Source organism: Veillonella sp. Ser01, from assembly GCF_053850375.1.
Genome location: NZ_JBSPUA010000002.1, coordinates 205,248 through 229,365, shown reverse-complemented (window position 1 = coordinate 229,365; position 24,118 = coordinate 205,248). Strand labels below are relative to the sequence as shown.

28 protein-coding genes are annotated in these 24,118 nt (G+C 38.4%); 4 read left to right on the top strand and 24 right to left on the bottom strand.

What is annotated here, in order from left to right; translation table 11 throughout:
- Positions 1–3: 3 nt before the first annotated feature.
- A complete protein-coding gene (locus ACWTVK_RS04825) occupies positions 4–705 on the bottom strand; it encodes an MBL fold metallo-hydrolase (RefSeq protein WP_298632968.1) in 702 nt (233 codons plus the stop codon).
- 189 nt (positions 706–894) lie between these two features.
- On the bottom strand, positions 895–1,251 hold the full coding sequence (locus ACWTVK_RS04820) for a winged helix-turn-helix transcriptional regulator (protein WP_456046113.1): 357 nt from the start codon (positions 1,249–1,251) through the stop codon (positions 895–897).
- Between the two features lie 622 nt (positions 1,252–1,873).
- Here ACWTVK_RS04820 and ACWTVK_RS04815 point away from each other — a divergent pair.
- On the top strand, positions 1,874–2,095 hold the full coding sequence (locus tag ACWTVK_RS04815) for a hypothetical protein (protein WP_456046112.1): 222 nt from the start codon (positions 1,874–1,876) through the stop codon (positions 2,093–2,095).
- Between the two features lie 104 nt (positions 2,096–2,199).
- Here ACWTVK_RS04815 and ACWTVK_RS04810 read toward each other — a convergent pair whose 3' ends face one another.
- From ACWTVK_RS04810 to ACWTVK_RS04780, 7 genes are all read right to left on the bottom strand, one after another.
- On the bottom strand, positions 2,200–2,742 hold the full coding sequence (locus ACWTVK_RS04810; RefSeq protein WP_456046111.1) for a glutathione peroxidase: 543 nt from the start codon (positions 2,740–2,742) through the stop codon (positions 2,200–2,202).
- 114 nt (positions 2,743–2,856) lie between these two features.
- On the bottom strand, positions 2,857–3,648 hold the full coding sequence (locus ACWTVK_RS04805) for an HAD hydrolase family protein (RefSeq protein ID WP_456046110.1): 792 nt from the start codon (positions 3,646–3,648) through the stop codon (positions 2,857–2,859).
- Between the two features lie 274 nt (positions 3,649–3,922).
- The gene (locus tag ACWTVK_RS04800) at positions 3,923–4,582 is read right to left on the bottom strand and encodes a DUF542 domain-containing protein (RefSeq protein WP_298632959.1); all 660 of its coding nucleotides are present in this window, start codon (positions 4,580–4,582) and stop codon (positions 3,923–3,925) included.
- A 262-nt stretch (positions 4,583–4,844) separates the two neighbouring features.
- Entirely contained in the window at positions 4,845–5,843 is a 999-nt protein-coding gene (gene pta, locus ACWTVK_RS04795; protein WP_005378201.1) for a phosphate acetyltransferase, read from the bottom strand.
- A 56-nt stretch (positions 5,844–5,899) separates the two neighbouring features.
- Positions 5,900–7,114, bottom strand: coding sequence for an ATP-binding protein (locus ACWTVK_RS04790; RefSeq protein ID WP_456046109.1), 1,215 nt, complete (start codon positions 7,112–7,114; stop codon positions 5,900–5,902).
- Positions 7,115–7,537: 423 nt separating this feature from the next.
- The gene (locus tag ACWTVK_RS04785) at positions 7,538–7,813 is read right to left on the bottom strand and encodes a helix-turn-helix domain-containing protein (RefSeq protein ID WP_060923759.1); all 276 of its coding nucleotides are present in this window, start codon (positions 7,811–7,813) and stop codon (positions 7,538–7,540) included.
- 488 nt (positions 7,814–8,301) lie between these two features.
- Positions 8,302–9,654, bottom strand: a complete 1,353-nt coding sequence (locus ACWTVK_RS04780; RefSeq protein WP_308522305.1) for an NAD(P)-dependent oxidoreductase — start codon at positions 9,652–9,654, stop codon at positions 8,302–8,304.
- Positions 9,655–10,040: 386 nt separating this feature from the next.
- Between ACWTVK_RS04780 and ACWTVK_RS04775 the strand changes: the two genes are divergently transcribed.
- Positions 10,041–11,234: a MalY/PatB family protein gene (locus ACWTVK_RS04775; protein WP_456046108.1), complete on the top strand. Its 1,194-nt coding sequence runs from the start codon at positions 10,041–10,043 to the stop codon at positions 11,232–11,234.
- A gap of 164 nt (positions 11,235–11,398) precedes the next feature.
- Here ACWTVK_RS04775 and ACWTVK_RS04770 read toward each other — a convergent pair whose 3' ends face one another.
- The 6 genes from ACWTVK_RS04770 to ACWTVK_RS04745 form a co-directional block, all read right to left on the bottom strand.
- Positions 11,399–12,955 (bottom strand): DUF438 domain-containing protein, encoded by a 1,557-nt coding sequence (locus ACWTVK_RS04770; protein ID WP_456046107.1) that lies wholly within the window; start codon positions 12,953–12,955, stop codon positions 11,399–11,401.
- A 405-nt stretch (positions 12,956–13,360) separates the two neighbouring features.
- Complete coding sequence (locus tag ACWTVK_RS04765; RefSeq protein ID WP_456046106.1) at positions 13,361–13,990, bottom strand: superoxide dismutase; 630 nt, start codon at positions 13,988–13,990, stop codon at positions 13,361–13,363.
- 315 nt (positions 13,991–14,305) lie between these two features.
- Positions 14,306–14,845, bottom strand: a complete 540-nt coding sequence (locus ACWTVK_RS04760) for a cysteine hydrolase family protein (protein ID WP_298709251.1) — start codon at positions 14,843–14,845, stop codon at positions 14,306–14,308.
- Between the two features lie 94 nt (positions 14,846–14,939).
- Positions 14,940–15,458 (bottom strand): phosphatidylglycerophosphatase A family protein, encoded by a 519-nt coding sequence (locus tag ACWTVK_RS04755; RefSeq protein WP_456046105.1) that lies wholly within the window; start codon positions 15,456–15,458, stop codon positions 14,940–14,942.
- 222 nt (positions 15,459–15,680) lie between these two features.
- On the bottom strand, positions 15,681–16,025 hold the full coding sequence (locus tag ACWTVK_RS04750) for a zinc ribbon domain-containing protein YjdM (protein WP_456046104.1): 345 nt from the start codon (positions 16,023–16,025) through the stop codon (positions 15,681–15,683).
- Positions 16,026–16,153: 128 nt separating this feature from the next.
- Positions 16,154–16,516: a MerR family transcriptional regulator gene (locus ACWTVK_RS04745; RefSeq protein ID WP_456046103.1), complete on the bottom strand. Its 363-nt coding sequence runs from the start codon at positions 16,514–16,516 to the stop codon at positions 16,154–16,156.
- Between the two features lie 66 nt (positions 16,517–16,582).
- Here ACWTVK_RS04745 and ACWTVK_RS04740 point away from each other — a divergent pair, with 66 nt between their 5' ends.
- Positions 16,583–16,963 carry a carboxymuconolactone decarboxylase family protein gene (locus ACWTVK_RS04740; RefSeq protein ID WP_456046102.1) on the top strand — a complete coding sequence of 127 codons (381 nt, stop codon included), beginning with the start codon at positions 16,583–16,585 and terminating at the stop codon, positions 16,961–16,963.
- A gap of 571 nt (positions 16,964–17,534) precedes the next feature.
- Here the strand turns inward: ACWTVK_RS04740 and ACWTVK_RS04735 are convergent.
- Entirely contained in the window at positions 17,535–18,032 is a 498-nt protein-coding gene (locus ACWTVK_RS04735) for an ECF transporter S component (RefSeq protein ID WP_303938511.1), read from the bottom strand.
- Positions 18,033–18,263: 231 nt separating this feature from the next.
- Between ACWTVK_RS04735 and ACWTVK_RS04730 the strand changes: the two genes are divergently transcribed.
- Positions 18,264–18,830: an NAD(P)H-dependent oxidoreductase gene (locus ACWTVK_RS04730; RefSeq protein ID WP_273299002.1), complete on the top strand. Its 567-nt coding sequence runs from the start codon at positions 18,264–18,266 to the stop codon at positions 18,828–18,830.
- Positions 18,831–18,967: 137 nt separating this feature from the next.
- Here ACWTVK_RS04730 and ACWTVK_RS04725 read toward each other — a convergent pair whose 3' ends face one another.
- From ACWTVK_RS04725 to ACWTVK_RS04690, 8 genes are all read right to left on the bottom strand, one after another.
- Positions 18,968–19,255 (bottom strand): DUF2695 domain-containing protein, encoded by a 288-nt coding sequence (locus ACWTVK_RS04725; RefSeq protein WP_298709265.1) that lies wholly within the window; start codon positions 19,253–19,255, stop codon positions 18,968–18,970.
- Positions 19,256–19,312: 57 nt separating this feature from the next.
- Positions 19,313–20,077: a leucine-rich repeat domain-containing protein gene (locus tag ACWTVK_RS04720; RefSeq protein WP_456046101.1), complete on the bottom strand. Its 765-nt coding sequence runs from the start codon at positions 20,075–20,077 to the stop codon at positions 19,313–19,315.
- Between the two features lie 36 nt (positions 20,078–20,113).
- Complete coding sequence (locus ACWTVK_RS04715; protein ID WP_456046100.1) at positions 20,114–20,620, bottom strand: YfbM family protein; 507 nt, start codon at positions 20,618–20,620, stop codon at positions 20,114–20,116.
- 103 nt (positions 20,621–20,723) lie between these two features.
- A complete protein-coding gene (locus ACWTVK_RS04710) occupies positions 20,724–21,317 on the bottom strand; it encodes a hypothetical protein (RefSeq protein WP_456046099.1) in 594 nt (197 codons plus the stop codon).
- Positions 21,318–21,355: 38 nt separating this feature from the next.
- Entirely contained in the window at positions 21,356–22,162 is an 807-nt protein-coding gene (locus ACWTVK_RS04705) for a hypothetical protein (RefSeq protein ID WP_456046098.1), read from the bottom strand.
- Between the two features lie 25 nt (positions 22,163–22,187).
- Positions 22,188–22,730 carry a hypothetical protein gene (locus ACWTVK_RS04700; protein WP_456046097.1) on the bottom strand — a complete coding sequence of 181 codons (543 nt, stop codon included), beginning with the start codon at positions 22,728–22,730 and terminating at the stop codon, positions 22,188–22,190.
- A 36-nt stretch (positions 22,731–22,766) separates the two neighbouring features.
- Positions 22,767–23,273, bottom strand: a complete 507-nt coding sequence (locus tag ACWTVK_RS04695) for a hypothetical protein (RefSeq protein ID WP_456046096.1) — start codon at positions 23,271–23,273, stop codon at positions 22,767–22,769.
- Positions 23,274–23,293: 20 nt separating this feature from the next.
- Complete coding sequence (locus ACWTVK_RS04690; RefSeq protein ID WP_456046095.1) at positions 23,294–24,109, bottom strand: DUF2262 domain-containing protein; 816 nt, start codon at positions 24,107–24,109, stop codon at positions 23,294–23,296.
- Between the last annotated feature and the right edge of the window lie 9 nt (positions 24,110–24,118).

Here is a 24,118-nt window from a genome sequence, read left to right as displayed (position 1 = left end):
TATTTAGAATGTGCATTCATCGCCATCTTTTTGAGGCTCCCATACAGGAACATCGCCAAAGAGTGCTTTAAAATACACGGATGGTGTCCATAATGGACCATTTAGATGCATAGGAATAAAGGCTTTTTTTACCTCTACTCGGCGCAAGAACTCAATACTGCCCCACTCCATAGCATCTTCTAGACGATTATCTACCGGGAACATCGCCACGTCTACAGATAAGCCGTCTAATTCCTTAAACTCACGCCATGCCATGCGTTTTGCATCAGCATTATTCTCCGGAGTATCACCAAGCCAATGCCACCAGTTGAGGTCACCTGCATGGAAGATAGAATCAGAATCGATATTTGCCGTATTTGTCTTTACATAGAAAGAGCCGCCTTCATCGGTGCTGCCATACATATGGATGCCTACATCATCAAGGTTAGCATCTTGGCCAGGGCGCATGGTAATACATTTCTTCACCTTGCCCTCTAACGGTACATCTTGATGGCAAATATAACGAGTTTGAGGACCATCAAACTCCGTAATAGACGGATTAAAGTGATCACCATGAGTGTGGCTCACAAAGAACCAAAGCTCACGACCTCGTTTAGCTAATTGCCAAACTATATTATTAGGATCTTTATAATAATCAAACACATAGCAACGCTTACCGTCATCTACGAGGAAGCCGCTATGCGCTAAAAAAGTAACATTCAACATTATTATCAATACCTCTCATTTATTGAGAATTTATATCATTCGTATTGTTTATTATACCATATTTTTCTTAATACATGACATAAACAAATAGCTATTCATGATATATATATAGGCTTTTTAAAGCCTTATCAAATATATAGTGCCCCATGTTTATAATCATAATAAGGGCAGAAATGCCGCTGGCATTTCTTACATGCGGCCAGCGGCTTTCATATAGTCAATATATTGGTTTCCCCATGTTTCAAGGGATGCTAGAACAGTCTTAAACCCCGCTCCCACTTCAGTAAGGCTGTACTCAACCTTTGGCGGAATAGTACCATAAACTTCACGATGTACTAGACCATCATTTTCCATCTGACGTAACGCTCTTGTTAATGTAGCTTGAGTAATAGGATGTAAGCGTCGTTCTAACTCACGGAAACGCACAGGTCCTTCGACCAATTCATGCATGATCAATAAAGACCATTTACCGGCTAATAACTTTTGACTCGTTGCAAAAGGACAGCGGCCCACTAAATCATGAACATTTACGAGTTGCTCTGCCATTATAGTTCTCCTTCTCTATATAGCTTAAGTAGCTTTTTATAACAAGGCTAAACCTCTATTGCTAAGCTCAACCATGTATAGCTATACTACTATCTCCATTTCAGGATTAGAAATATGTCTTTCTAATGTAGTTCAAATCATATCACAAATTTATCATATCGCAAGCATTTTATAGTATTGTTTTTTAGGGTACAAAACTTTTTGAAAAAATTTTAATCAATAATAATCATAATTCTATCACTTTTGATAGTACCTATCTAAAATAATTCTACTACTCAAAATATTTGCACAACTATATAATGAGGTCATCAGCTGAACACAATAACAACTACGGAGTAAACTTTACTAACCTGTATCTAGAAAATAACTTTACTCCATCACAAAAAACTATGCTCTCAATAAAAGAGACTTTCACAAAAAGGAGAATCATCATGAATATTTTAGTAATCGGTGCAAATGGTAAAGCAGGTCATCGTATAGTAGAAAAAGCCCTCAAAGCAGGTCATTAAGTAACAGGTGTTGTTCGCCGTGAAGGTGCTATTGAAGGCATCCGAACCATCGTAAAAGATGCGTTACAAAATTCTTAGTTCGTTCAAAAACTCATGGTAAGTCTGACGATATCTTGCGTAAATTCAGCAATGTAGACTGGACAATGTTTACCCCACCACCAATCTTAGATGCAGAAGGCCCTGAATCTAATGACTATGTATTAGGTAATGAAAATGTTATCTTGAACAAAGAAGGCAAACCTTATATCTCATATGCTACATTCGCACAAATTCTAGTGGATGAAATCAACAACCACAAATTTGGTCGTCAACGCTTTACAGCCGTACAAAACTAAGCTATATAAAAACTGCTTGTACAATAAGTACAAGCAGTTTTTTACTGTTTATTATGTTTCAAGATCTAGTTTTAACTGATCTGGATGGTTTTTTCTTGATTAAATTATAGCAGTTCTTTGATGAAGGTTTCCATTTCAGCCGGTTTTACAACAGGTTCAAAGCGCCCTACCACCTTACCTTGACGGTCTATGACAAATTTAGTAAAGTTCCACTTTACTTCATCATCATTAAGATAATTAGGGTCAATACCATTAAGATAATCTGTAAGCATTTCCGTCTTATCACTCGGTGGGAAACCTTGGAACGGTTGCTCTTTAATCATATATTTAAAAAGTTCTAGTGCACTTTCGTCACGCACATCTGCTTTTCCCATCACAGGGAAGGTAACACCGTAATTTAACTTACAGAAGGATTGGATTTCACTATTAGAACCAGGTTCTTCTTCCCCAAATTGGTTAGATGGAACAGCAATAATCTCTAATCCTTGATCATTATATTTCTTATAAAGAGCCTCTAAGGCTTCATATTGATGAGTAAAACCACATTTACTAGCCGTATTAACAATGATAAGCACTTTACCTTCAAAATCTTTTAAGCTTTGCTCTTCACCAACTTTATTGAGTAAGGAATAATTATATACAGTCATGATACGTCTCCTAAAATATTCATACAATAGATATTATTATCATTTAAAATTCTACATGTCTTAATATCCAAGGTGTTATCACCTCATGACTATACTATATCGAAGTATCCAATATTATAACAATGTTTTCACATCATAGCCAAATTTAGCTGTTGTTTCAGCAGCAGTTTTCTGCCATTCTGTAGGTGCTGTACCGTCTTTCTCAAGGAAGTAACCAGAGTCAAGATAGCGAATGATGATATAGTTGGAATCTTTTTGATCAAAGCCATTACCACGACTGAAGTCAATGCCATGACCTGTATTGCGCGTTACAATGGCTTCCAATAACGGCAACGTAATGGCATTCAATGTGATTTTCATATCAGGAGAATCAAAGATCTTTTTAAGGAAAGAGCTAGGCTTTTCTTCCTTGTATACTAGCAATTTACTAATCGTACCATTAGATGCACATACTACACGACGGATTTCATTAATAGGGATATCCACTTTACCATTTGAGATAACACCGTTCTTAATGGTAATTTCTCGTTTACCCATAAAGGAAGAATCCAGTGGCAATTGAAGAGTATCTAAATTTGCAGGAAAATCAGCGGTCAATTTATTTCGAGCAAAGGCTGTAAGAATAGCTTTTGTTTCACGAATATTATGACCCGTATTAGATTCTGTACGATCAGTATCTAAATCTTGGCCTTCTATATTTTTCCAATTGTGGTCTCTAAAGAGAATAGTATAATTACCGTTTGAATTTAGATATCTAGTAAGATATAGCTCATTTACATCTTCAAAATCAATGTCAGTTATAACCTGTCCATTTGCATTTTTGCAAAGTACACCATTGTAACTAATTGTTAAAGTACGATCATTACTTTCAAAAACAACGGGATGTGTGTCGAATACAGAAATCATAGCCCTCTCCTTTTCACGACTCTAAACACAACTACACTTATACATATCAAGTGCATTTACTTAAACATTGATTAAATATATTAATCAAATATAATTAATTCAATCATACACCTTCTATATGTATTTACGCAAACCGCATATTTCACCATAATATAGCTACAAACTCATAATTTTTAAGAAAACAAAAGACACCAACCATTCGATTGGTGCCTTTACTACATACAAGGGTCCATTTTGCAATAGAGCCTTGTCGTTATACAGATGATATTATAATCTACTTCATGTCAAACAAAACAGAATTTTCTAAGAAAATATGTTCATGAAGACCTTCTTCTAAGGCTTTCATGGTCTTAAATACATAGACATAAGTAGCACAGCCATCTGCTGGTGCTGTGTACTGGTTGGTCAATGCACTTAAGGATTCCAAAAGTACACCTGCAGCTTCGTGTTCAGCCCGAAGTTCATCAAAGTCTATTGGTTTACCCGCTTTAAACTCAGGAAAGTCTACATGTTCTTCATGCCGGAAATGAGGTACAAGAGCAGATTTGAGTTGCAAAAAGGTTTGATAAATCTTTGTCAATTCCTCACCATGATGGTCATAATGTACATTTAGTAGTTTTGCCAATCCTTGGTCAATTTCATCAATCATATTCAATTGTTCTCGATGATAGGTATGAACAATGTAGTCAATCAATTGGTCTTTAGAATAACTAAGCACCTCTGCACGAGAAGATTTCTGAGCAACTTGTACATCATTTAACATAGCAATGTATGCATCCACATCTTTACCTGTTTCTGCAATAGCCTCTGCTAAAGGATGTCCACCACCACAGCAAAAATCAATTCCATCTTTTGCTAATACATCCATTAACTCTGGATTTACTTTAACCGCATCAGCTACGGTCATGGATTTATTAATAGTTCCAAAACTCATAAAATACACCTCCAACGGTTTACGCCGATCTATATTCTTATAGTTATACTATACGATCAACCATGGATTCTGTCTGTCGCAATGGCTACGAATTGGAAAGTAACATGACAACAATGATAAGGTTGTAGAAAATAACATAAAGTAATGAATATAAAATATATGGATATATATTGAACATACAAAAAGCTGGCCCCATAGAGCCAGCTTTCAGCATATCAAAATATATATTACATATGTTTATATATAATTGTGTGAGTAACTATTAGATGCTTTCAACAGCAGCGATAGCCGCAACGTCTACAACGTCTTGAGCAGAGCAACCACGGGAAAGGTCATGAACTGGTTTAGCCAACCCTTGAATCAATGGGCCAAGAGCGTCCGCACCAGAGAAACGTTGTACCAATTTGTAACCAATGTTAGCAGCTTGAAGATCAGGGAAGATCAAAATGTTAGCTTTACCAGCTACATTGGAACCAGGAGCTTTCTTTTCTGCTACGGAAGGAACGATGGAAGCGTCCAATTGTAATTCGCCATCGAATTTGAAGTCAACGTTGCGTTCTTTCAAGATGTTAACAGCTTCAACCACTTTGTCTACTTCTGGAGTGGAAGCGGAACCTTTTGTGGAGAAGGATAACATGGATACGCGAGGGTCAGCCATGCCAACAACCTTGCGAGCTTTTTCTACAGTGGATTCTGCGATATCAGCCAATTGTTCGCTAGTTGGGTTAGGCAATACGCCGCAGTCGGAGAATACGAGCATACCGTCGTCGCCATATTCTTTTTTGCTTGTGAACATGAACATGGAAGAAGATACAGTTTTAAGGCCTGGTTTAGTACCTACAACTTGTAATGCAGCGCGCAATACGTTTGCAGTTGGGCAACCGGAACCAGCAACCATACCATCTACTGCGCCAAGACGAACAAGCATAGCGCCGAAGAATAAGCAGTCACCTTTCATAGTTGCGTCAGCTTTTTCAGGAGTCATACCTTTTTTAGCGCGCAATTCTACGAATGTATCAACCATTTCTTGGTAACGATCGTAGTTAGCTGGATCGATGATTTCAGCACCTTCTACGGATACGCCAACAGCTTTAGCAGCTTCTGCGATTTCAGCTGGGTTACCTACTAATACAGGTGTTACGAAACCTTCTTTCAAAATGATTTCAGTTGCTTTCAATACGCGTTCATCTTTGTATTCTGGCAACACGATTTTTTTACCTAATGGTTTTACTTGGTCTTTTAATTTTTGAATTAAATCCACGATTTTTGCCTCCTTAACATTGGCTTATGCCATATCAATACTATTATTATAGCAAGTTAACAGCTCTCTAACAACCATTCTAAAACATTTCGTTGTTGAATTCCGTCATAATTTGCATTTTTATTTAATTCATCTAAGGTGAGCAAAAACTTAGGATATTGGTCATTAATAGCCTCAAGAGGCGCCAGTTCACGGTTTAACGTATTTGGATCGAGCACAGTTTCACTAACCTGATAGTATTCAGTAATGCCGGCTTTTTCTGCGACAAAATCAATCTCACCTTTAGCTAGCTGACCTACATATACAGCATATCCACGACGTATGAGTTCTAGAAAAACAATATTTTCTAATATATGACCTGTATCGCGGCCTGTATTGCCAACAATCAAATTCCTCAAGGTTGCATCAACACTATAATATTTCGCATTAATGCGTAGTAATTCTTTACCTCGTACATCATAGCGATTCACCTTGTATAATAACAAACTATCTTGTAACCCTTGTAGATATCGTTCTACCGTTTTATTATCAATCTTTCGGCCAGCACTAACAAGAGATTTAGCTATTTTATTTGGTGAAAGTAAGCTACCTACATTGGCCATAATATATCGCACAATATCTTGTAACATTGTAACATCATTAATCTTTAATCGAGCCACAACATCATGTAACAACAAGGTGTTATATAAACCGCGAAGATATTCTTGAATATCAAAATCTTCTCCCCCTAATTGCTGAGTATAAGGGAAGGAACTTTCACGAAGATACTCCTCGTAGGCAGGAATCAGGGAATACTGCTGCTCTTCATATTTGCTATAGTAAAATTCAGCAAAGGACAATGGTAACATCTGAATTTCTACATATCGACCAGTCAATAATGTAGCAATATCAGAAGACATAAAATATGCATTTGAACCGGTAATATAAATATCCGTGTTCTCTTTTACAAATAAGCTATCTACAACACGATGAAATTGATCTACATGTTGAATCTCATCAAGAAAAATATAGTTCATTTGATTAGGCTGCATTTGATTTAATATATATTGATACAGCCTATGATAGTCTCGTAAAGGTTCGTATTCTAACTCCTCAAAATTTATAGAAATAATCTGTTCCGGTTTTACGCCCTCTGCTAGTAGCTCATCCTTAAAGAGACGAAACAATGTGGATTTACCACAACGACGTATGCCAGAAACGACTTTAATAATAGACCGTTCACGATTCCGTCGCAAAAACTCTATATACCCATGGCGCTGAATCAATTTCATAAGGGCCCCCTCATCTATGTACGTGCTCATAGATGGAACCCAATTACGGTTAAAATCAGTCATCATATCGACCGCCTACAAAACTTGGATTCCATTCCAACTTTATATTAATATTACCATAAAGTTGGATTTCATTCCAAAGTTTTATTCTATAGATATATAATTTGGATTTTATTCCTATAATTAATCTAATAAATTGTAATACTTCACCTCTATTCGTTCTTATACCAAGGAAGATAAATAGCTTCCATTGAACTCTAGTTCTATAAAACGATACAATAGTAAATAGAAAACACTACTAATCGAAACATTAACTTCTAATTCCAAACATCCCTTCAGGAGAAATCATGGCAAATACAAAAACAACAATCAACGCAGTTATGCATCCGCAGCGTAACATGCAAACCATGGAGATTATTATTATCAATGAATCCTTAGGCTTCTAATGGTTTGTGGACCATTTAGAAAATCTTGTACGCTCATTTGTCCTAATCCAGATACAACCCTATAAATTGTGGACCATCGCGGATCAATAGCACCACTTTCAAGATCACTTATATAAGATTGAGCTAGACCTGATTTATCTGCTAATTGATACTGTGTCATGCCCAATTGTCTACGCCAAAGTAAAATTAATACTCCTAGCTTGTGAACTTCTTGTCGAACCTGTATATCACGACAACATAGGATAGGATTCATAGCAACCTCTATCTACTTTCACACTCAACACATGGTTATGCCTTTACTATACGTCTAGCCCAAGGCCGTGACTAGTAGCAGTTGAAAAGCGATAACGTAAAAGCCTTAATAAAAACTAATATTCACATTAGTTCTATTAAGGCTTTTTTCTACGACTATTAAATTATGTGCGATTTCATCAATACGTGGAATTTTAGTATATCTAGAGGTAATTAAGACTAAAAATACAGGTATTACACTCAATAACCTCAGGTTTTATAAGCATTTATCGTAATTTCTATACATTATCTATACAGGAAACACAAATTTGAATTCTAATATTACACTGGATTAGCCTACATCATAATAGGTACATATATACATGCCCCTCTACTTTGACCGTAAACTGAAACCAATAATAAAACACTATTAAAACAATATAATTATCAAATCCTTATAGTAAAAGGGGACTATACTAAGTATAATCCCCTTTGATTATCTCTATAAGATTATTGATTAGCACTTTCTTGAGCTTTTTTGATTTCCATGTATTTAACCATGCCGTCAACAGCTTTTTTAGCTTCCCGCATAGCGAGTACTACTGTAGCTGGTTTATGTACAACGTCACCGCCAGCAAAGACGCCAGCGCGATTAGTCATGCCATATGGATCTTCAGATGTAATGATATAGCCTTTTTCGTCTACCTTTAGGTTATTACCTTCGCCGATAAGACGTGCATTTGGTTTGTGTCCAGCAGCAATAATGATTTTATCTACAGGCATTACTTGGAAGTTACCTGTGCCGTGAATACCTGCGCCATCTTCGTTGAGAGCCATCACTTCATATTTGAAGCCTTCTACCTTGTCTTTACCTTCTACACCTACTGGAGAAGCGAACCATTGAAATTGAACGCCTTCAGCACGTGCTTCTTCGTATTCAGACAATAGTGCTGGCATTTGTTCTTGGCTACGACGATATGCTACTGTTACGGATTCACAGCCTAAACGTACGCATGTACGAGCCGCATCCATCGCTACGTTACCGCCGCCAATGATGATAACACGGTCCCCTTTTTTAACAGGAATTTGATCCTTGTCAAGCTCGCCATTTTCTACTAATTGTACATTAGTCAACAAGTACATCGCTTGGAATACACCGTGCACTTCATCATTTTCCATACGTACTTCTTGAGGAATATGAGTACCAGTACCGATAAAGATGGTATCAAAGCCTTCAGCGAAGAGTTCATCCAATGTTTTATCTTGACCGATAAATGTATTACATACGAATTTAACCCCTAAGCCTTCAAGACGAGCGATTTCACGACGTACAACAGATTTAGACAAACGGAACTCAGGAATACCGAATAAGAGTACACCACCTGGTTCAGATTGACCTTCAAATACAGTTACATCATAGCCAAGTTTAGCGATATCGCCGGCTACGGACAAGCCTGCAGGACCGGAACCTACAACGGCAACCTTACCAAGATCTTGCTTGATTTTCTTAGGTTTGCGAAGTTCATTGATGCTTTCAAAATCAGCAGCAAAGCGTTCCAATTTACCGATATTGATAGGCGGTTTTTTCGCCTTATTCATGATACAGTTACCTTCGCATTGGTTTTCGCGCGGACATACGCGACCACAAATGGATGGCAAATTGGTACGTTCTGCCAAGATATCGTTGGCTAAACCGAAGTTACCGTGCGCAATAGCTTGGATAAAACGAGGGATTTCGTTTTCAATAGGGCAACCCATACGGCACAATGGTTTTGGACAATTCAGACAACGTTTCGCCTCAGCGAGCGCTTCCTCCATTGTATAATCCGCATCAAAATGTAGTGGTTTTAATTCGTTACTCATGGCACATGCCTCCTAACAAGGATCCAGTACTATACTTATACAGCGTTGCATGTACCTGAGCAATCCGATGAGCCCTCTCACATAGGGATGCCGCCACATGCTGCTAAGATTTATCTTTTGTAACCATTCGATAGTCGTGTGGTCACTGGTCAGACACACACTATTCTATAGTATATTCTAAATTGTGAAAGTCCCAACAGTCAAGCAAATATAGCACCTTTTGTATACCAATATAGGCCCTATTCATGCAAGGATTGCATAGAAACAGAAGATACTGTAACAGCCATTCTTAAGGGTATATTTACATATATATCCATGCATGTATACTGATAGTAGATAGAGTAATTAATTTCCACCACATTAACATACATGTATAGAGGTTTACTATGAGCACAATAGACTTTACTGAAACATACTATATCGATCGCCGTGGGTCGCACTCCCGTAAATGGGACGGCGAGCACTTAAAATTTTGCCGCACCGATTTATTACCCCTATGGGTAGCAGATATGGATTTTATGCCACCTCAGTGCATACAAGAGGCTATTTGTACCTATGTAAAAGCCCAACCTTTAGGCTATACCATGACAAATCCCAAGTATCTTGAAGCAGTCATAGATTGGTATAAGCGGCGCCACAACTGTATACTTTCTAAAGACTGGCTCACCAGCGCTCCGAATGTCATTACAGGCATTATGTGGTGTATTGGGACTTTCACAAAACCAAATGATGCCATTGCCGTTCTAAGTCCTGTGTACGGCGCCTTTGATACGAGCGCTAGCGATGCACAGCGTCAGATCATCGCTATTCCTATGAAACGCAGTGACGATAATCGCTACACCGTAGATTACGAGGCCTTTGAAACGGCGATTACCAAGCACGATGTTAAACTGTTCATTCTCTGCAATCCTCATAATCCTGTAGGTCACGTATGGACTGAAACAGAAATGGATCGATTATTCAATATCTGTAAGCAGCATAATGTGCTCATCATCAGCGACGAAATCCATCAGGATCTCATCACAGGTTCAACACCATTTACATCGGCTCTAACAGTAGCTAGCGGTGCCTATGCGGATAACATTATTGCTATGTCGTCCCTGTCCAAATCGTTTAATATGGCTAGTTTGCATCATGCAGAGGTTATCATTCCAAACGAAAAGCTGAGAGACCAATTCAACTTCTATAAAGCCCATGTATACCATACGGACTCCGATGTTATTGCTGAAACGGCCATCACTGTAGCCTACACACATCCAGAGTCGGAGGCATGGCTCACAGATGTACTGGCTGTTATACGTGAAAATTATGAATATCTGTGCCGAGAGCTTTGTACGGCATTACCACAAATCCGCATCAGCCCTATGGACGGCACCTATTTAGCATGGATTGATTTTGGTGCCTATGTTAAGGCTGAAGATATGCACGACTTATTCGAAAATAAATGCTGCATTGCACCAAACTTTGGCGAATGGTTTGGGGGCAAAAACTACGCCACCTTTGTACGCCTAAACTTGGCTACTAGCCTTGAAAATATTAAGACTGCTACCCATAATATTATCAAGTACGTACACCCTTAATGGGTACCTCTTATCAAAAATACATTAATTCAGGAAATACATTAATCATATTAGAGAATTCATTTCGTACAAATAAAAGAGGCTGCTCTAGCATCATTCAATGTTAGAGCAGCCTTTTTGTATCAAAGTTTCACTGTATCACACTACTAGTATTACACTAGTTTTTATTTAATTCTATCGAAATGTTCCTTTGCAAATTGCATGTCTTGTACGAGTTCTAATGTACCAATATAGTTATTGTTTTGATCGCGTACAGCCATGTAGTTTACATAGAATGGACGACCTTGTTTTTCAAGCCATACTGCCACATTATCGCGGTCACCTTTACGGAAAGAATCAATGATACCGCGTACAATTGGTTCTACCTTTGGCGGATGGCAGGAGTACACATCACGACCGATAGCTGTAGTAGGACGTTTAAATACCTTTTCACCATCGTTGAAGTAACGGTTAATATCTTCATGGTCAACGAAGGTTACCTCCATTGGCATTGTATTGAGCATAGCATCTAGTTGGTCTACAGTTAAAGTACCACCAATTAAACCGATAGCATTATTATCATCACTTGGTTTTGTAGTTTGCGCAGCTAATGCGGCATCAGCTTCTGGCCAAGCAATGCGTGTTACACCAAAGATATCTTCATACTGTGCTGTATCTTTGTAAATTTGATACCAATCTTCTTTGCTGAAGTTTTCTGCACAGATTGGGAACAAGATATTTTGTTCTTTGTAGATCATTTCTTGAGCACGTGTAAGAAGCTCATCAAAACGTCTATACCAATCATCTACACTTTGGCTAGATTTTGCTAAATCACCTAATTGGTCGCGAATATCGCCATCAACAGTCCACATAACCATGGATGGACCACCGATTGCATAATCCACTTTCAATTTTGGATATAATAAATCGCCTTTTTTAGCATAGTGAACAGATAGTTGACGCACTGTATTCACATCATCATAAGTGGCAGTTTTGTCTGCTACTTTTGGACGAATAGCCTCAATCAACTCATCGAGCGCTTTATTTTCTTCTGTTAATCGGTTTAACGGATGACCTGCAGTTTCTACCAACCCCACAACGCTCTTGCTCTTTTCTTGAGCTTCTAGAACCGCTTCTACTTTAGCATGTTCTGCATCCATTTGTTCATGAATGGTGGAACCATGGAACAACGCAGAGTGAAGGTCACATAATTGTTGTACCTCTTCTAGAGGTGTACCTTCACGCATAAGACCTTGTTCAGCTTTCATGATTTCACTAGCCTCAACATGTTTGAATTGGCTCGCAAAGTCTTCACGAACAGCACCAAGCTCTTCACCAGTACCTAACCGTTTCAAGAAACCTTTCAATTGTTCTACACGTTCGCTATCTGTAACAGTATCGTCTTCATTAGTTTCTGTATTTTGGCTAGCTTTAGGCTCCTCTACTTGAGTAGCCGCAGTCTCTACAGGAGTATCCTTAGCAGCTGCTGCTTCATCACCGTGTAGATTTGGCATTTCACCTTCTAAGGTAAAACCAGCTTTCATGAATGCGCTCACGATATCGATCATGGATACGCCCTTCATTTTAGCCCCTTTCGGGATGGTCATGATTTTACCAACAGAGTTCAACATCACCTTATTAGTGATTTCGCTGAACCCTAAACCCTTCATAATATCTATTACTTCAGGATATTCTGTTACCAAATCATATACGGATTTGGACAAATCTAATTTCTTTTCCATTTTGATCCCCTCGTGTCAAAAATATTGTTTATTACTTATGTGAGTAGCCCTCTATACGTACTACTGTGTATACAAGGCAATATATACTGTGAAAGGTTTATCTAACATAATCTATGACCCTATGATAAACGATATCGATTATAAAATCTGTATCCATGGCTATACTTTTGAAAGTTCTTTCTAAAAATATCAACATTTTTATATAAAAATAACGGATAGATAATACATCTCCAGTCAAGTATAGAGGAGAATATATGAACTATCCGTTATCTATTAAATTATGTGCCTAATGTAAATGATTTAAGGCTCTAAAGGGGTCGTAGTTTTAAGAGAGTTAGTAAAATGAGAGATTTATATATTTCTGAGATCAACTAGTTTGAGAGATATACAGTGTTAAAAGCTATCTTATTGATGGTGTGGTTTCAAGGCTTTTTCGTAGTTTTCAGATACTTTGTCCCAGTTAATAACGCGGAAGAATTCCTTGATATAGTCTGGACGACGGTTTTGGTAGTGCAAGTAGTATGCATGTTCCCAAACGTCTAAGCAAAGAATAGCAGTTTTACCTTCCAAAAGAGGGTTATCTTGGTTCGCAGTAGATGTTACTTCTAGTTTGCCGTCCTTATTAACTACTAGCCAAGCCCAACCGGAGCCAAAACGTGTAGCTGCCGCAACGGAGAAGCTTTCAACAAAGGCATCATAGCCACCAAGTTCAGCGTCGATAGCCTCTTTCAAAGGGCCTTCCAATTTAGACGTATCTGGTTTTGTCATGATTTCCCAGAACATGGTGTGGTTCTTATGACCGCCACCATTGTTGATAACAGCTTGGCGGATGTCCTCTGGCACATTAGCGATATCTCCAAGGATGCAGTCTACGCAGCCATAGGCTAGATCAGGATATTTCGCGATAGCAGCATTCAAATTATTAACATACGCTTGATGATGCTTGTCATGATGTAATTTCATTGTTTCTGCATCGATAACAGGCTCAAGATAATCGTAAGCATATGGTAATGGTGCGAGTTCGAAAGGTTTCATAATAGTCCTCCTTAAATTTAGGACATGGAACGATATGTATCAGTACGTATCGTTCTTGTGAAAGCGTTTCGATGCACCTGCATCAGTTATTTATTATTGATATGAATTATCATTCTTTATTTATTGTACACATTATATAGAAAATCGTCAATGTAAACGACCATAAAAAAGGCTATAGGATAACCTATAGCCTTTGGGTTCGTTTAGCAATATAAAATTCTAATACTCAATGCTATATGTTTACTATGCATCAATAGTATATGTTAATCACTATACACCGATGTAATTCAATCTACTATAGTGATAACAAGATAATTATTCAACGATACATTGGCACATTTTCATTGTTGTTAATGCTGCTTGATGGGATTCTTCCGTAACGCCAGCACAGCAGCTAGAATCTACGTAAACAGGAATTTCTGGTAAGCCGGCTTTCAATATAATCGCATTAGAAACAACGCAAATATCTGTACATAAGCCAACAAGTGTAATAGACTCAATTGGATTTACCGAGTTCATACCTTCTAAACGAGATAGTAGTTCAAAGGACCCAAAGTTCGGCTTATCTACGAAGGATACAGGGCTCATGATAGGACGCCCTTCTGCAGCTTCGATTAAACCTTTCACAATATGCCAGCCTTCTGTGTTTTTCACGCAGTGCGGCACTGGTAACATTTTCCCCTCTTGGCGCTCAAGATAATCTATACCATGCGTATCGCGGGTGAAAATAATAGGTCCATCAAAGCTTTCAATCTTTTTGCGCACATTATCTACAATCATCTGTGCTTGCGTTGAACCAAGGGCACCATCTACAAAATCGTTTTGCATATCGATAACAACCAGAACCTTTTGCATAGTTCCTCCTGTATATAGTCTACAAAGAATACATTAATTATTCACTACACTACTAGTTATACTATTAATTCTAGATAACATCAATAGCAGTCATTTATTCTTTTTCCTCAGCTAACGCATGACGTACGCGGTGTGGCTCATTATGAGCTAGCTTTCCTGCTGCAGCGGCTGCCACGGCACCTACGAGATCATCGAGGAATGTATTACAGTGACCGCCCTCTTTACTATCTAGCTTTTTGATAATACCCGGCTTCACCTTATCTAAATAGCCATAGTTCGTAAAGCCAATAGAACCATACAGATTAACGATGGAAAAGGCTAGAATTTCATCGATGCCATAGAGGCTTTCATCATTAGCCACAATGCGTTGCAACGGCTGAGATAGTTTATTTTGTTCCGTTAACTTGTCGAGCTCAATGCCCGTAATTATCGCATTGTGTACCTCTCGTTTTGAAAGCACGGATGCCACATGTTCACGGCACTCTTCAATCTTTAAATTCGGCATATACGGTTTTTGAACGTATAAAACGAGCTCTGCAATATCCTCTACCGTAACGCCACGCTCCGCCAGTAGGTCGTAAGTGTATTTCTCTAAATCTTTTGTAGATTCCATAAGTGCTCCTTTATTTTTTCTTAGGCTCATCTGTAGGCTTTAAATCAGCCCCCAAAGAACTAACCGTCCCCATCATAGACGCCAATACGGCTAGTAACACAACACGTTTTAACATAGTTTCCTCTCGCCTAAATACTCTCACACTACACGCAGTATACGTTGATTATACCATTTATGATATGAAAAAATCCCTACCGGATATATCGGTAGGGATTCCTTATATTAGATTTTTTTAACCATTTCAGATTTCAATGCCATCGCACCGAAACCATCGATTTTGCAATCGATATCGTGGCCATCGCTGGCACCAGTGATGAGGCGAATATTTTTTACGCGCGTACCTTGTTTCAAGATGCCCGCACCTTTTACTTTGAGGTCTTTTACAACAACAACTGTATCGCCATCAGCTAGCTCGTTGCCGTTAGCATCGCGAATGATACCTGCTTCAGCTGCAGCTTGCGCGTCAGCTTCTGTCCATTCATTGCCACACATAGGGCAGATAAACATATGACCATCTTCGTATGTGTACTCGTCGCCGCACTTAGGGCAGTTAGGTAAATTTGCCATTTAGATCTCCTTTTCTCACTACATAATGAAAGTATTATACCATACCTTAGAAGTCGAGCTCTATATTGATATAATGACCATTGGCTCCCTATTGATACAAAGACTATATAATATCTACAATAAAGAACCTAATCAATCTCATTTTTCTTTATTACAGTTTCATACAACTTCAATTTATCTTCTAGATTATTCCTATAACCTTCCAATCGTTTGATTTCAGCATCAATAAATCGATAGTGTTCTTGCAACAGTGTCATTCTTTCATGAACCGTATGAGCTCCGGCATACCGCAAATCCGCATATTTCTTGATATTCGCAAGCGGCATTCCCATATCTTTCAAGCGTTTAATAAACTGCACAAAGCCCACATCCTCCGCATGGTAATTGCGAATGCCGTTCTGTCGCTCGATGTGCAGGAACCCTTGATCCTCGTAATATCGCAATGTGGAAATGGACAGTCCCACCAATTTTGAAAATTCACCGATTTTCATACTTTCACCACCTTGACCTCAAGTATACTCGAGCATATATCATACGTCTAGACGGAGGTAATAATTATGAAAGAAACACGTTTTAACATCGGTATGAACACATTGAAACAGATTGACGGGATGCACGGCGAGGAGGTGTATAACACAATTCAAGAAATTTCACCGGCCATAGCCGATTTATTGGTCGAGATATTCGGCGACATCTACACACGCCCCAATCTGGATTTCAAGGAACGAGAACTGATTACACTCGCGTCCCTTTTAACGCTAGGCGGTTGCGAGGCACAGCTGAAAGTACATACCAACGCGGCACTCAATGTCGGTATCGCACCAGAACAAATCGTAGAGGTCTGCACACATTGCACCCCCTATGCGGGATTCCCACGCGTACTGAATGCACTATTTACAGTAAAAGCGGTTTTTGAAGAAAGGAATATCCTGAATTAAAGAGTGAACTGCAATAAAAAGAGAGGGGTTCCGATGGAATTCCTCAATGTACATTACATTATAATGAGATTGACGATATACACCAATCTTATTATAATGTAATAAAGAGATAGCCAACGAGTGCTTCCGTTAGGCTCATCCCAAAACATTATAAAACATGTAGAAATGGCCTTTCGTTTTCAGCTACCAGTTGGTAACGAAGGGCTATTTGTCGTTATTACGACAAATCAGCACTATCAATGCTCCAAAGGAAATAACTACAGTTAAAATCCCAAGGACAATCATAATGATTTCGTAGGCACTCATAGGCTTCACCCCCTTCAAAGAAAAAGGGCTACCCAACCTCGTCGACTACCTTAATCACATTATATATCGAACTTATGTTTTATTCAATAAATAATATTAATACAAATTAAGTAAAAAAATAAACCTAACGCGACTAAGTACTGCAATACTTAGACACGTTAGGTTTATCAAATTCAACATTCTTTGATGAGCCTAACGCCTAGAACACGTTAACTGGCTCTTTTGTACTTATAGTATAGTCTGAATTCTAGAGACTGTCAATTTACTACCTAAGGCGTTTACGCAAGATAGCATAGAGAATCATGCTAATAATAACGCTCATAACGGCTTGAATAGTATTAGTTACAATACCAGCAATGGCTACGCCTGGATCGAATACAAAGTATTCGGCGATAAAATAGCCTGCTACGATGGTAATGCCACCTACAATGGTTGCCACCAAGGCAGAGGTAGTTGTCTTATGGTTATAGACAGTACCGACAAGATAGCCTTCAATGCCTTTCACCACAAAGGTGATTGGTACAAAGACTGCGTAGCCGAGGAATAAATCAGCTAACGCTGGGCCGATAGCACCAATATAGGCGCCATATTTTCGACCTAATAATAGAGCTGACGTCATAATAACGACATCTCCAACATTGAAATAGCCGCGAATGCCAGGTACTGGAATTTTCGTGTACATGGTAAACAGTGTTGCGAGGGCAATCAATACGGCTGTGAGTACTAACGCGGACGTAGTACTGCGGGTTTGAACGTGTTGCATAGCGTCCTCCTTATAAAAAATAGACATGTGATTATATCCATCACATGCCTATACTATAAACTTTTATGGTAACACCTGCAAATAGAAGGAATTAACAATACATCCTTAGTAAATTCTATCATCATTTACTTTCAAAATAGATGCTCTTCACTAGACTTTAACTTAATATAGATACCATTTTATTATACAGATTCTCTCAAGCAACGATAATTAATTAGAAAGGAACTAGCCATGAACATTTTAATCATTTACACCTATCCTAATCATCAGAGTTTTAATAGCGCTATTCTGAAAGTAGTGCAACAGAATCTTTCAAAAGAGCATAATGTGAACACTTTGGATCTATATGAGGAGCCATTCGATCCCGTATTGCGATTCGATGACATGCACAAACGTCGAGATTTAAGCACTGTGCCGGACATGGAAAAGTATCGTAATTTGATTACTTGGGCGGACCATATCATCTTTATCTACCCTATTTGGTGGGGCGGTATGCCGGCTGTACTTAAAGGCTTTATCGATCGCGTATTTACAGCGGGCTTTGCCTATTCCTATGGTAAAAGAGGCCTTATAGGTCATTTACAAGGGAAATCAGCCTGGATTATCACCACACATAACACTCCCGTCTTTTTGACGCCGTTTATTCAGGACTATGGCAAGGTATTAAAAAATCAGGTTCTGAAATCCTGTGGCATTAAACCTGTTACACATACCCAGTTGGCGGGCACAGAAAACAGTTCGGACGAAAAACGTCGGCGTTTCTTAGACAAAATTGCTAATATCGCCAGAAGTATTTAACATTTCTAGTATACTATGATTTTTTACCAAAGATTACTTGGTTACCAAAATCACAAATAAATTTACATTAGACTGCTTACAGTTTGCGCTAAGTCAAAAACAAACTGTATACGAAAACCTTCCCAATTACATAGATATTACTCTTCAAATCTCTCTTCTACATTATAGAGAACCTCGCAGTCACAACCACCACCTTCGTTGACAATCCAGTCTAGTACGCTTTCCACATCTACCTTTTGTTTTTCTAAGAATTCTCTAGTGAAAGTCAAACTATGATCGCAACCATCATTTGTCTCTAATTTCTCATCTACATAGTCAAAGAGATTCCAAAACAACTCTTCGTCCATAGGTAAGCTATCTTTAAAATTCTGTTTTTCTTTAGCTTTATAGTCTTTCAATAATTCCTTTTTACGCGCTTTATCCATTATGATTACTCCCTTTTATGTCTTATAAGTTATAGCTCATGACTTATATCTCAAGCCTTATTTCTCATATAATTCTGGTCGTTCTAAAACTGTGCCATATTTTAATTTTGGTAGTTTAACGAATTGAGGATACAACTGCTTAACCTCTTTACAAGATTTTAACGTAAGATGTTCTAGATTATTAAGTTCTAAAATGGGAGAGTAGTCTTTATCTATCACCTTTGCCGTTAAAAAGCTAAAAAAGCGCAACTGTTTCATATGGCGTAGAAATTCTAAGGATTGAACCTTAAGAATTTTAGGAGCAGCGAAGTCACCTTCTAAGGCAAGACTTTCAAGATGTTTTAGATTAGCTAATGGCGTATAATCATCAATTTGTTGAAAGTTTTCAATCGACAGCGCTACTAAATTTACTAATCTTGAAATAGGCTCTAAGCTCGATACACTTCTTCCGGACCCAATGTGTAGATATTCTAGTTCTTGTAAGTTCTCTAATTTTGAAATATCTGGATAAACGCCCCATTTTATATGTAAATTTTTGAGTCTCCGTTGGGCACACACCGCATCAAATAACTCCTGTGGCATTCTTGTACAAAACATGAGCTCTGTAAAAGTATCTGGATGTTCAACTAAAAAATCACACCACTCCTGTAAAATGCGTTTCTTATCTTTAGCAGAATACCCTTCATCTAACTGTGTGCAATTAATAATTAATTTATCTTCGCCATCATATTCAGAGACTTCTACTACAGACTTTGGATGCTCCTCATCCCTATAGAAATAATTAAAGCCATCTCTGATCTGCTTTTCATTTAATGCAGCCATTTTGTATTCCTTATCTACGCCATACACGTACGCGTCTTAACAAATCGTAACTATTGCATGACCCTTTGTGTCTAGCACTTTTTTATAGAACACTTTCATCTGCTCGAAATCGTGGAGAATTTCATCTTTGATTTCCTCTTCTTCCTCATCATAATCCCAAATTTTTGGGTATAGTTCTGCTTCTTTGCAGGCTTTCATATCGAAAGATTCCAGTGCTTGTTCTATATCAAACTGCTCTAGAGCCGTCACGATATCAGCTATTTTGGAATGTTCCGTATAAGCCATATACTCTGATAAGTCCTCAATCGGCGTTACACCAAGCACAGCTTGACTAAGTGGATTATCGTCTATTCTATGATCAGTACTCACACCAGTAAGCACAAAGTGAAGGACATCCCACATCTTATCGATGTCGAGCAATAACTCGTCCTCATCACTCCACTCTTCAACGGTTTCAAAAAGATCTTCCTCTGATGAGCCTAAACCCTTGAGCTCTTTTAAATTTTTATCACTTACACAATTATAATTTGCAATAAGTCCCATAATCTAAAACCTCCCTAGATACTCAGTAATCTAAAACTTACATAGTTACTTAGGAATCTATAATCTCCATAAATGCCGAATAATTCGGAGCCTCCACTGATAGTTAGTTCTCAATCTCTGTCAACAATTCTAGCAATGTAACCTCATATTTGTTATTTTTGTCTAACAATGGCTTACATAATAGAAGCACTTGTGAAGAATAGTAGTAGAAACTAAAGAATAGGTCATCCGGAAATACTTCTTCTTCCTCATATCTGAGAATATCTTCGTCTTCATCGTACTCTTCAGACCAAAGATATTCTTCGTTGAGCATATCCGCAAAACTTGGTAGTGGATCTGCATGTTCTAGCATAAGACCATCTCTGATACACTCAGCAATCACAGTAAATAAATCTACCAATTGTTCTACTAAATAATGAGCTACTTCATTCTGAGTTCTCTCTTCTAAGGCTTTCTTAAAAATACGAAGCAAGAAAACCATAGCAAATGGTGTAGCATGCCATAAAGTCGATTGATGCTCAATGTTTTGGGCCAGCTCTTCACCTGCCGCATCAATTGCATCAACGTCCTTCATATCCCACAACACCGCAAGATAATCAGGAAAATCTGTGGCACGACCATAACTTGTGGTCAACCGATGCCAGGGTATATCACTGACTTTTACAGTTTCTATATATTGTTTCGTCACAGTATCCATTAAATTTACACCTTTATAGTAACGCATTCTCCCGATGATTATTTCTGAATAACCTCTTTCACCAATTCATAAGTATCTATCAGGTGAAGTCTACCTATTCTTGGCTCATCTGTAATCTCCTCATAGATATCTTCCAACGTGCCTCTTGGTGCTAGTGTCCACAATTTACACGGATATAGTTCAACAGCCCCAATGATTTCTAAATGGTCTAGCAATAGGCCTAGGTCTTTATGATTAAACCAACAGTCGGTATCGATACCGAAATTAGTATTGTCTTTGCGGCAGGCGATTTTACTATTTAAAAACTGCTCCATTGTAGGTTTTTCTTTTTGTAAAAGTCTCGTACAGGCCAAATGGTACTCGATTTTCCGCGGTGATTGATCCACGTCAGATACAAAAACAGCTCCATACTCGTTTTCAAACTTAACTGCTAACACATCGCCCACCTTAAAATGAGGTTCTCGCTTTGTTTTAGATTTACGAACCTTAAGCGGTTTTGGATTTTCACTTTGTAGCTGTACAGCTAATCTATCTAACACCTTTTGACGCTGTTTGAGCGCCTTACTATCAATTTCTAGCCAAAACTCATGAGCGCCCTTCCCAATTATATCTAAGGCTTTCTCTTTGATATCCTGTGGCAGATGACCTATCTTCCACAGCGAATAGGCTACGGCAGTCCAATAAATTTCTGTATAGAATTCGTCAGTACAAAAATTCTGCTCTTCAGCCAAAATTTCTGAAACAATGGTATCAATACTAGTGCCATCTCTATAGCGCTCAACAATTAAATTATAAATATCATGGCCATCATCACTATCTATGATTTTTACTCCATCAATAGCCATATAATTCTCCTTTTAAACAATACGTCTAGAAAAATAGATTTTGTGATTCTGTAACAGTTCCATCATCTTCATGGAAATAACTTGTATATAAAGGTTCTCGATGTGCCGCATCATAGAACTTTTGCAATTCAGCAGCCACATTTGCTTCTAAAGGCATGCTTAGTGCCTGAACAACGGTTTCCCATACATCCATTTCTGTATAAGAAGCAATTTCATCATGACGCTCATCGGCATAGGCTTCGAGAGTAGATATGTCCGTATATTGGCTAGCGTCACAATAATCATGCCAGCAAATGCTATATACCAATAAATGAATTAAATCATCTACACTTTCAGCTATGCGACCACATTCTCCTTCGCTACTCATATACCCGATAGAGCCATCCTCTAATTGATGATATTCGCCACCGGCACCATCACGAGCAAAGGCTTTGCCGGGTAAAGAGAATGTGCATCGCCCTTCAGCAGTATCACGTTCTTCCAACCCGTCTAATAGGCAGAAATCAAACAGCATATCAAAATCTGCTGCCAAGTTAGAATCTTCACACAATAGTTTTAAATAATCCATATTCTTCCCTCTTATTGATTCTCTCATCTCTCTATTTCATCTATTATTTTCTCGTAATTCTAATAATGCAGAAACTTCATCCATGTCGAGATTAAACATGTTACTTTCAAGATTGATAGGCTCGAAATAGTAACGAACTGTATCTGCACCAAATTCATCTTTTAAATTAGCCCATTCTGCCCCTGAAAGCACGGTAAAGCCGAGCGTATCGTTTCCAAGGCTTTCAGCAAACCAACGCACCTCATAATCAGGCTGAACGAAATCGTTGAAATATTTGATGGTCACATCTCGATCTTGCTCATCACCGTAAGGAATTTGCAGCTCTTTATCGCCTTTTTGTAACACAATATCATCACCATAAGCCTTGCCATTACTAACCGTTTTAATATCGATAGGCTCAGCCATCATATCATTGAAATAGTTCACCACATCTTCGTCATACTCGCGCCAGTCAATCCAGATGATAGCTTCGGAATCAAATAAATCAGTTAGATCAATATCATTGGCAAAAAAGCTTCTTAATTCTTTATACAGATTTTCCATCGTCTCTCTCCACTAGTTCATTATCCTGCAATATCCGCACTAACAGGGTTTCCATCCGCATCAATATTGGCTATGATGCAGTGTCCCCAGAAAATATCATCGTCGTCATAATAGACCTCTATGGTGCCATCGTTGCGAAACACCAATTCGCCCATAGTAATACGTTTGGCAAATATGTCTGCTGTAATCGGATCTTGGTCGTCGTTATCGAGCCAATAATTAGCGAGGTCTAGTAAGTGTTCACTAATGTATGCGCTAATTCGTTGTTCAAATTCTTTGAAATTATCGATTTTATTGAAAACCGCCAACGCTACGGTGCAGCTTTCATCAGAACCCTCGTCTACATCAAGGGTGAATGCATAATTATCAATTCTCGCTGTGTAATATTGATACTCTCGATTTAACAGGAAGTCACCCCTGTCAGTATGAAGGTATTTAGGGGTTTTCAAATACGCCGACAACGCCTCTAACTCGCTATGTTTGGCATGTTCCTCTAACACCTCAAGCACATAATAGCGATTATTCCAAGCCGGGCGCATATAGCCCAAGTCCTCTAATCGTTTTGCTTTCTTAACTAACAGTTTATAGACACCGTGCGGCTCAAAAGAATAACCCCATCTATCATCAAGGCCCTCAATAATCCACGTCAAAATGCCTTCGCTACGGTCAAGCACGCCAGTTCGAGTATCTAGGATAGCATCGGTGGACACTAATGGTCTATGGTACTTCTCTAAATAAGGACTCGCCCCATTCGCATCACTGCGCGGCAATGCATAAATCTCAAACACTTCCGGCTCAAACTCGGCTTCATATTCTGGTAAACGTACAATACTCATATGATTCTC

Excerpts from the sequence above, each read along its gene's own strand:
- ACWTVK_RS04825 (WP_298632968.1), bottom strand. The coding sequence starts at position 705 with ATGTTGAATGTTACTTTTTTAGCGCATAGCGGCTTCCTCGTAGATGAC.
- ACWTVK_RS04690 (WP_456046095.1), bottom strand. The coding sequence starts at position 24,109 with ATGAGTATTGTACGTTTACCAGAATATGAAGCCGAGTTTGAGCCGGAA.
- ACWTVK_RS04770 (WP_456046107.1), bottom strand. The coding sequence starts at position 12,955 with ATGGAAAAGAAATTAGATTTGTCCAAATCCGTATATGATTTGGTAACA.
- ACWTVK_RS04755 (WP_456046105.1), bottom strand. The coding sequence starts at position 15,458 with ATGGAATCTACAAAAGATTTAGAGAAATACACTTACGACCTACTGGCG.
- ACWTVK_RS04790 (WP_456046109.1), bottom strand. The coding sequence starts at position 7,114 with ATGAAATTGATTCAGCGCCATGGGTATATAGAGTTTTTGCGACGGAAT.
- ACWTVK_RS04785 (WP_060923759.1), bottom strand. The coding sequence starts at position 7,813 with ATGAATCCTATCCTATGTTGTCGTGATATACAGGTTCGACAAGAAGTT.
- ACWTVK_RS04695 (WP_456046096.1), bottom strand. The coding sequence starts at position 23,273 with ATGGAAAATCTGTATAAAGAATTAAGAAGCTTTTTTGCCAATGATATT.
- ACWTVK_RS04725 (WP_298709265.1), bottom strand. The coding sequence starts at position 19,255 with ATGGATAAAGCGCGTAAAAAGGAATTATTGAAAGACTATAAAGCTAAA.
- ACWTVK_RS04800 (WP_298632959.1), bottom strand. The coding sequence starts at position 4,582 with ATGAGTTTTGGAACTATTAATAAATCCATGACCGTAGCTGATGCGGTT.
- ACWTVK_RS04710 (WP_456046099.1), bottom strand. The coding sequence starts at position 21,317 with ATGGATACTGTGACGAAACAATATATAGAAACTGTAAAAGTCAGTGAT.
- ACWTVK_RS04750 (WP_456046104.1), bottom strand. The coding sequence starts at position 16,025 with ATGGCAAATTTACCTAACTGCCCTAAGTGCGGCGACGAGTACACATAC.
- ACWTVK_RS04705 (WP_456046098.1), bottom strand. The coding sequence starts at position 22,162 with ATGGCTATTGATGGAGTAAAAATCATAGATAGTGATGATGGCCATGAT.
- ACWTVK_RS04760 (WP_298709251.1), bottom strand. The coding sequence starts at position 14,845 with ATGCAAAAGGTTCTGGTTGTTATCGATATGCAAAACGATTTTGTAGAT.
- ACWTVK_RS04730 (WP_273299002.1), top strand. The coding sequence starts at position 18,264 with ATGAACATTTTAATCATTTACACCTATCCTAATCATCAGAGTTTTAAT.
- ACWTVK_RS04700 (WP_456046097.1), bottom strand. The coding sequence starts at position 22,730 with ATGGATTATTTAAAACTATTGTGTGAAGATTCTAACTTGGCAGCAGAT.
- ACWTVK_RS04820 (WP_456046113.1), bottom strand. The coding sequence starts at position 1,251 with ATGGCAGAGCAACTCGTAAATGTTCATGATTTAGTGGGCCGCTGTCCT.
- ACWTVK_RS04765 (WP_456046106.1), bottom strand. The coding sequence starts at position 13,990 with ATGAAACCTTTCGAACTCGCACCATTACCATATGCTTACGATTATCTT.
- ACWTVK_RS04805 (WP_456046110.1), bottom strand. The coding sequence starts at position 3,648 with ATGATTTCTGTATTCGACACACATCCCGTTGTTTTTGAAAGTAATGAT.
- ACWTVK_RS04715 (WP_456046100.1), bottom strand. The coding sequence starts at position 20,620 with ATGGGACTTATTGCAAATTATAATTGTGTAAGTGATAAAAATTTAAAA.
- ACWTVK_RS04745 (WP_456046103.1), bottom strand. The coding sequence starts at position 16,516 with ATGAAAATCGGTGAATTTTCAAAATTGGTGGGACTGTCCATTTCCACA.
- ACWTVK_RS04740 (WP_456046102.1), top strand. The coding sequence starts at position 16,583 with ATGAAAGAAACACGTTTTAACATCGGTATGAACACATTGAAACAGATT.
- ACWTVK_RS04775 (WP_456046108.1), top strand. The coding sequence starts at position 10,041 with ATGAGCACAATAGACTTTACTGAAACATACTATATCGATCGCCGTGGG.
- ACWTVK_RS04735 (WP_303938511.1), bottom strand. The coding sequence starts at position 18,032 with ATGCAACACGTTCAAACCCGCAGTACTACGTCCGCGTTAGTACTCACA.
- ACWTVK_RS04810 (WP_456046111.1), bottom strand. The coding sequence starts at position 2,742 with ATGACTGTATATAATTATTCCTTACTCAATAAAGTTGGTGAAGAGCAA.
- ACWTVK_RS04720 (WP_456046101.1), bottom strand. The coding sequence starts at position 20,077 with ATGGCTGCATTAAATGAAAAGCAGATCAGAGATGGCTTTAATTATTTC.
- ACWTVK_RS04780 (WP_308522305.1), bottom strand. The coding sequence starts at position 9,654 with ATGAGTAACGAATTAAAACCACTACATTTTGATGCGGATTATACAATG.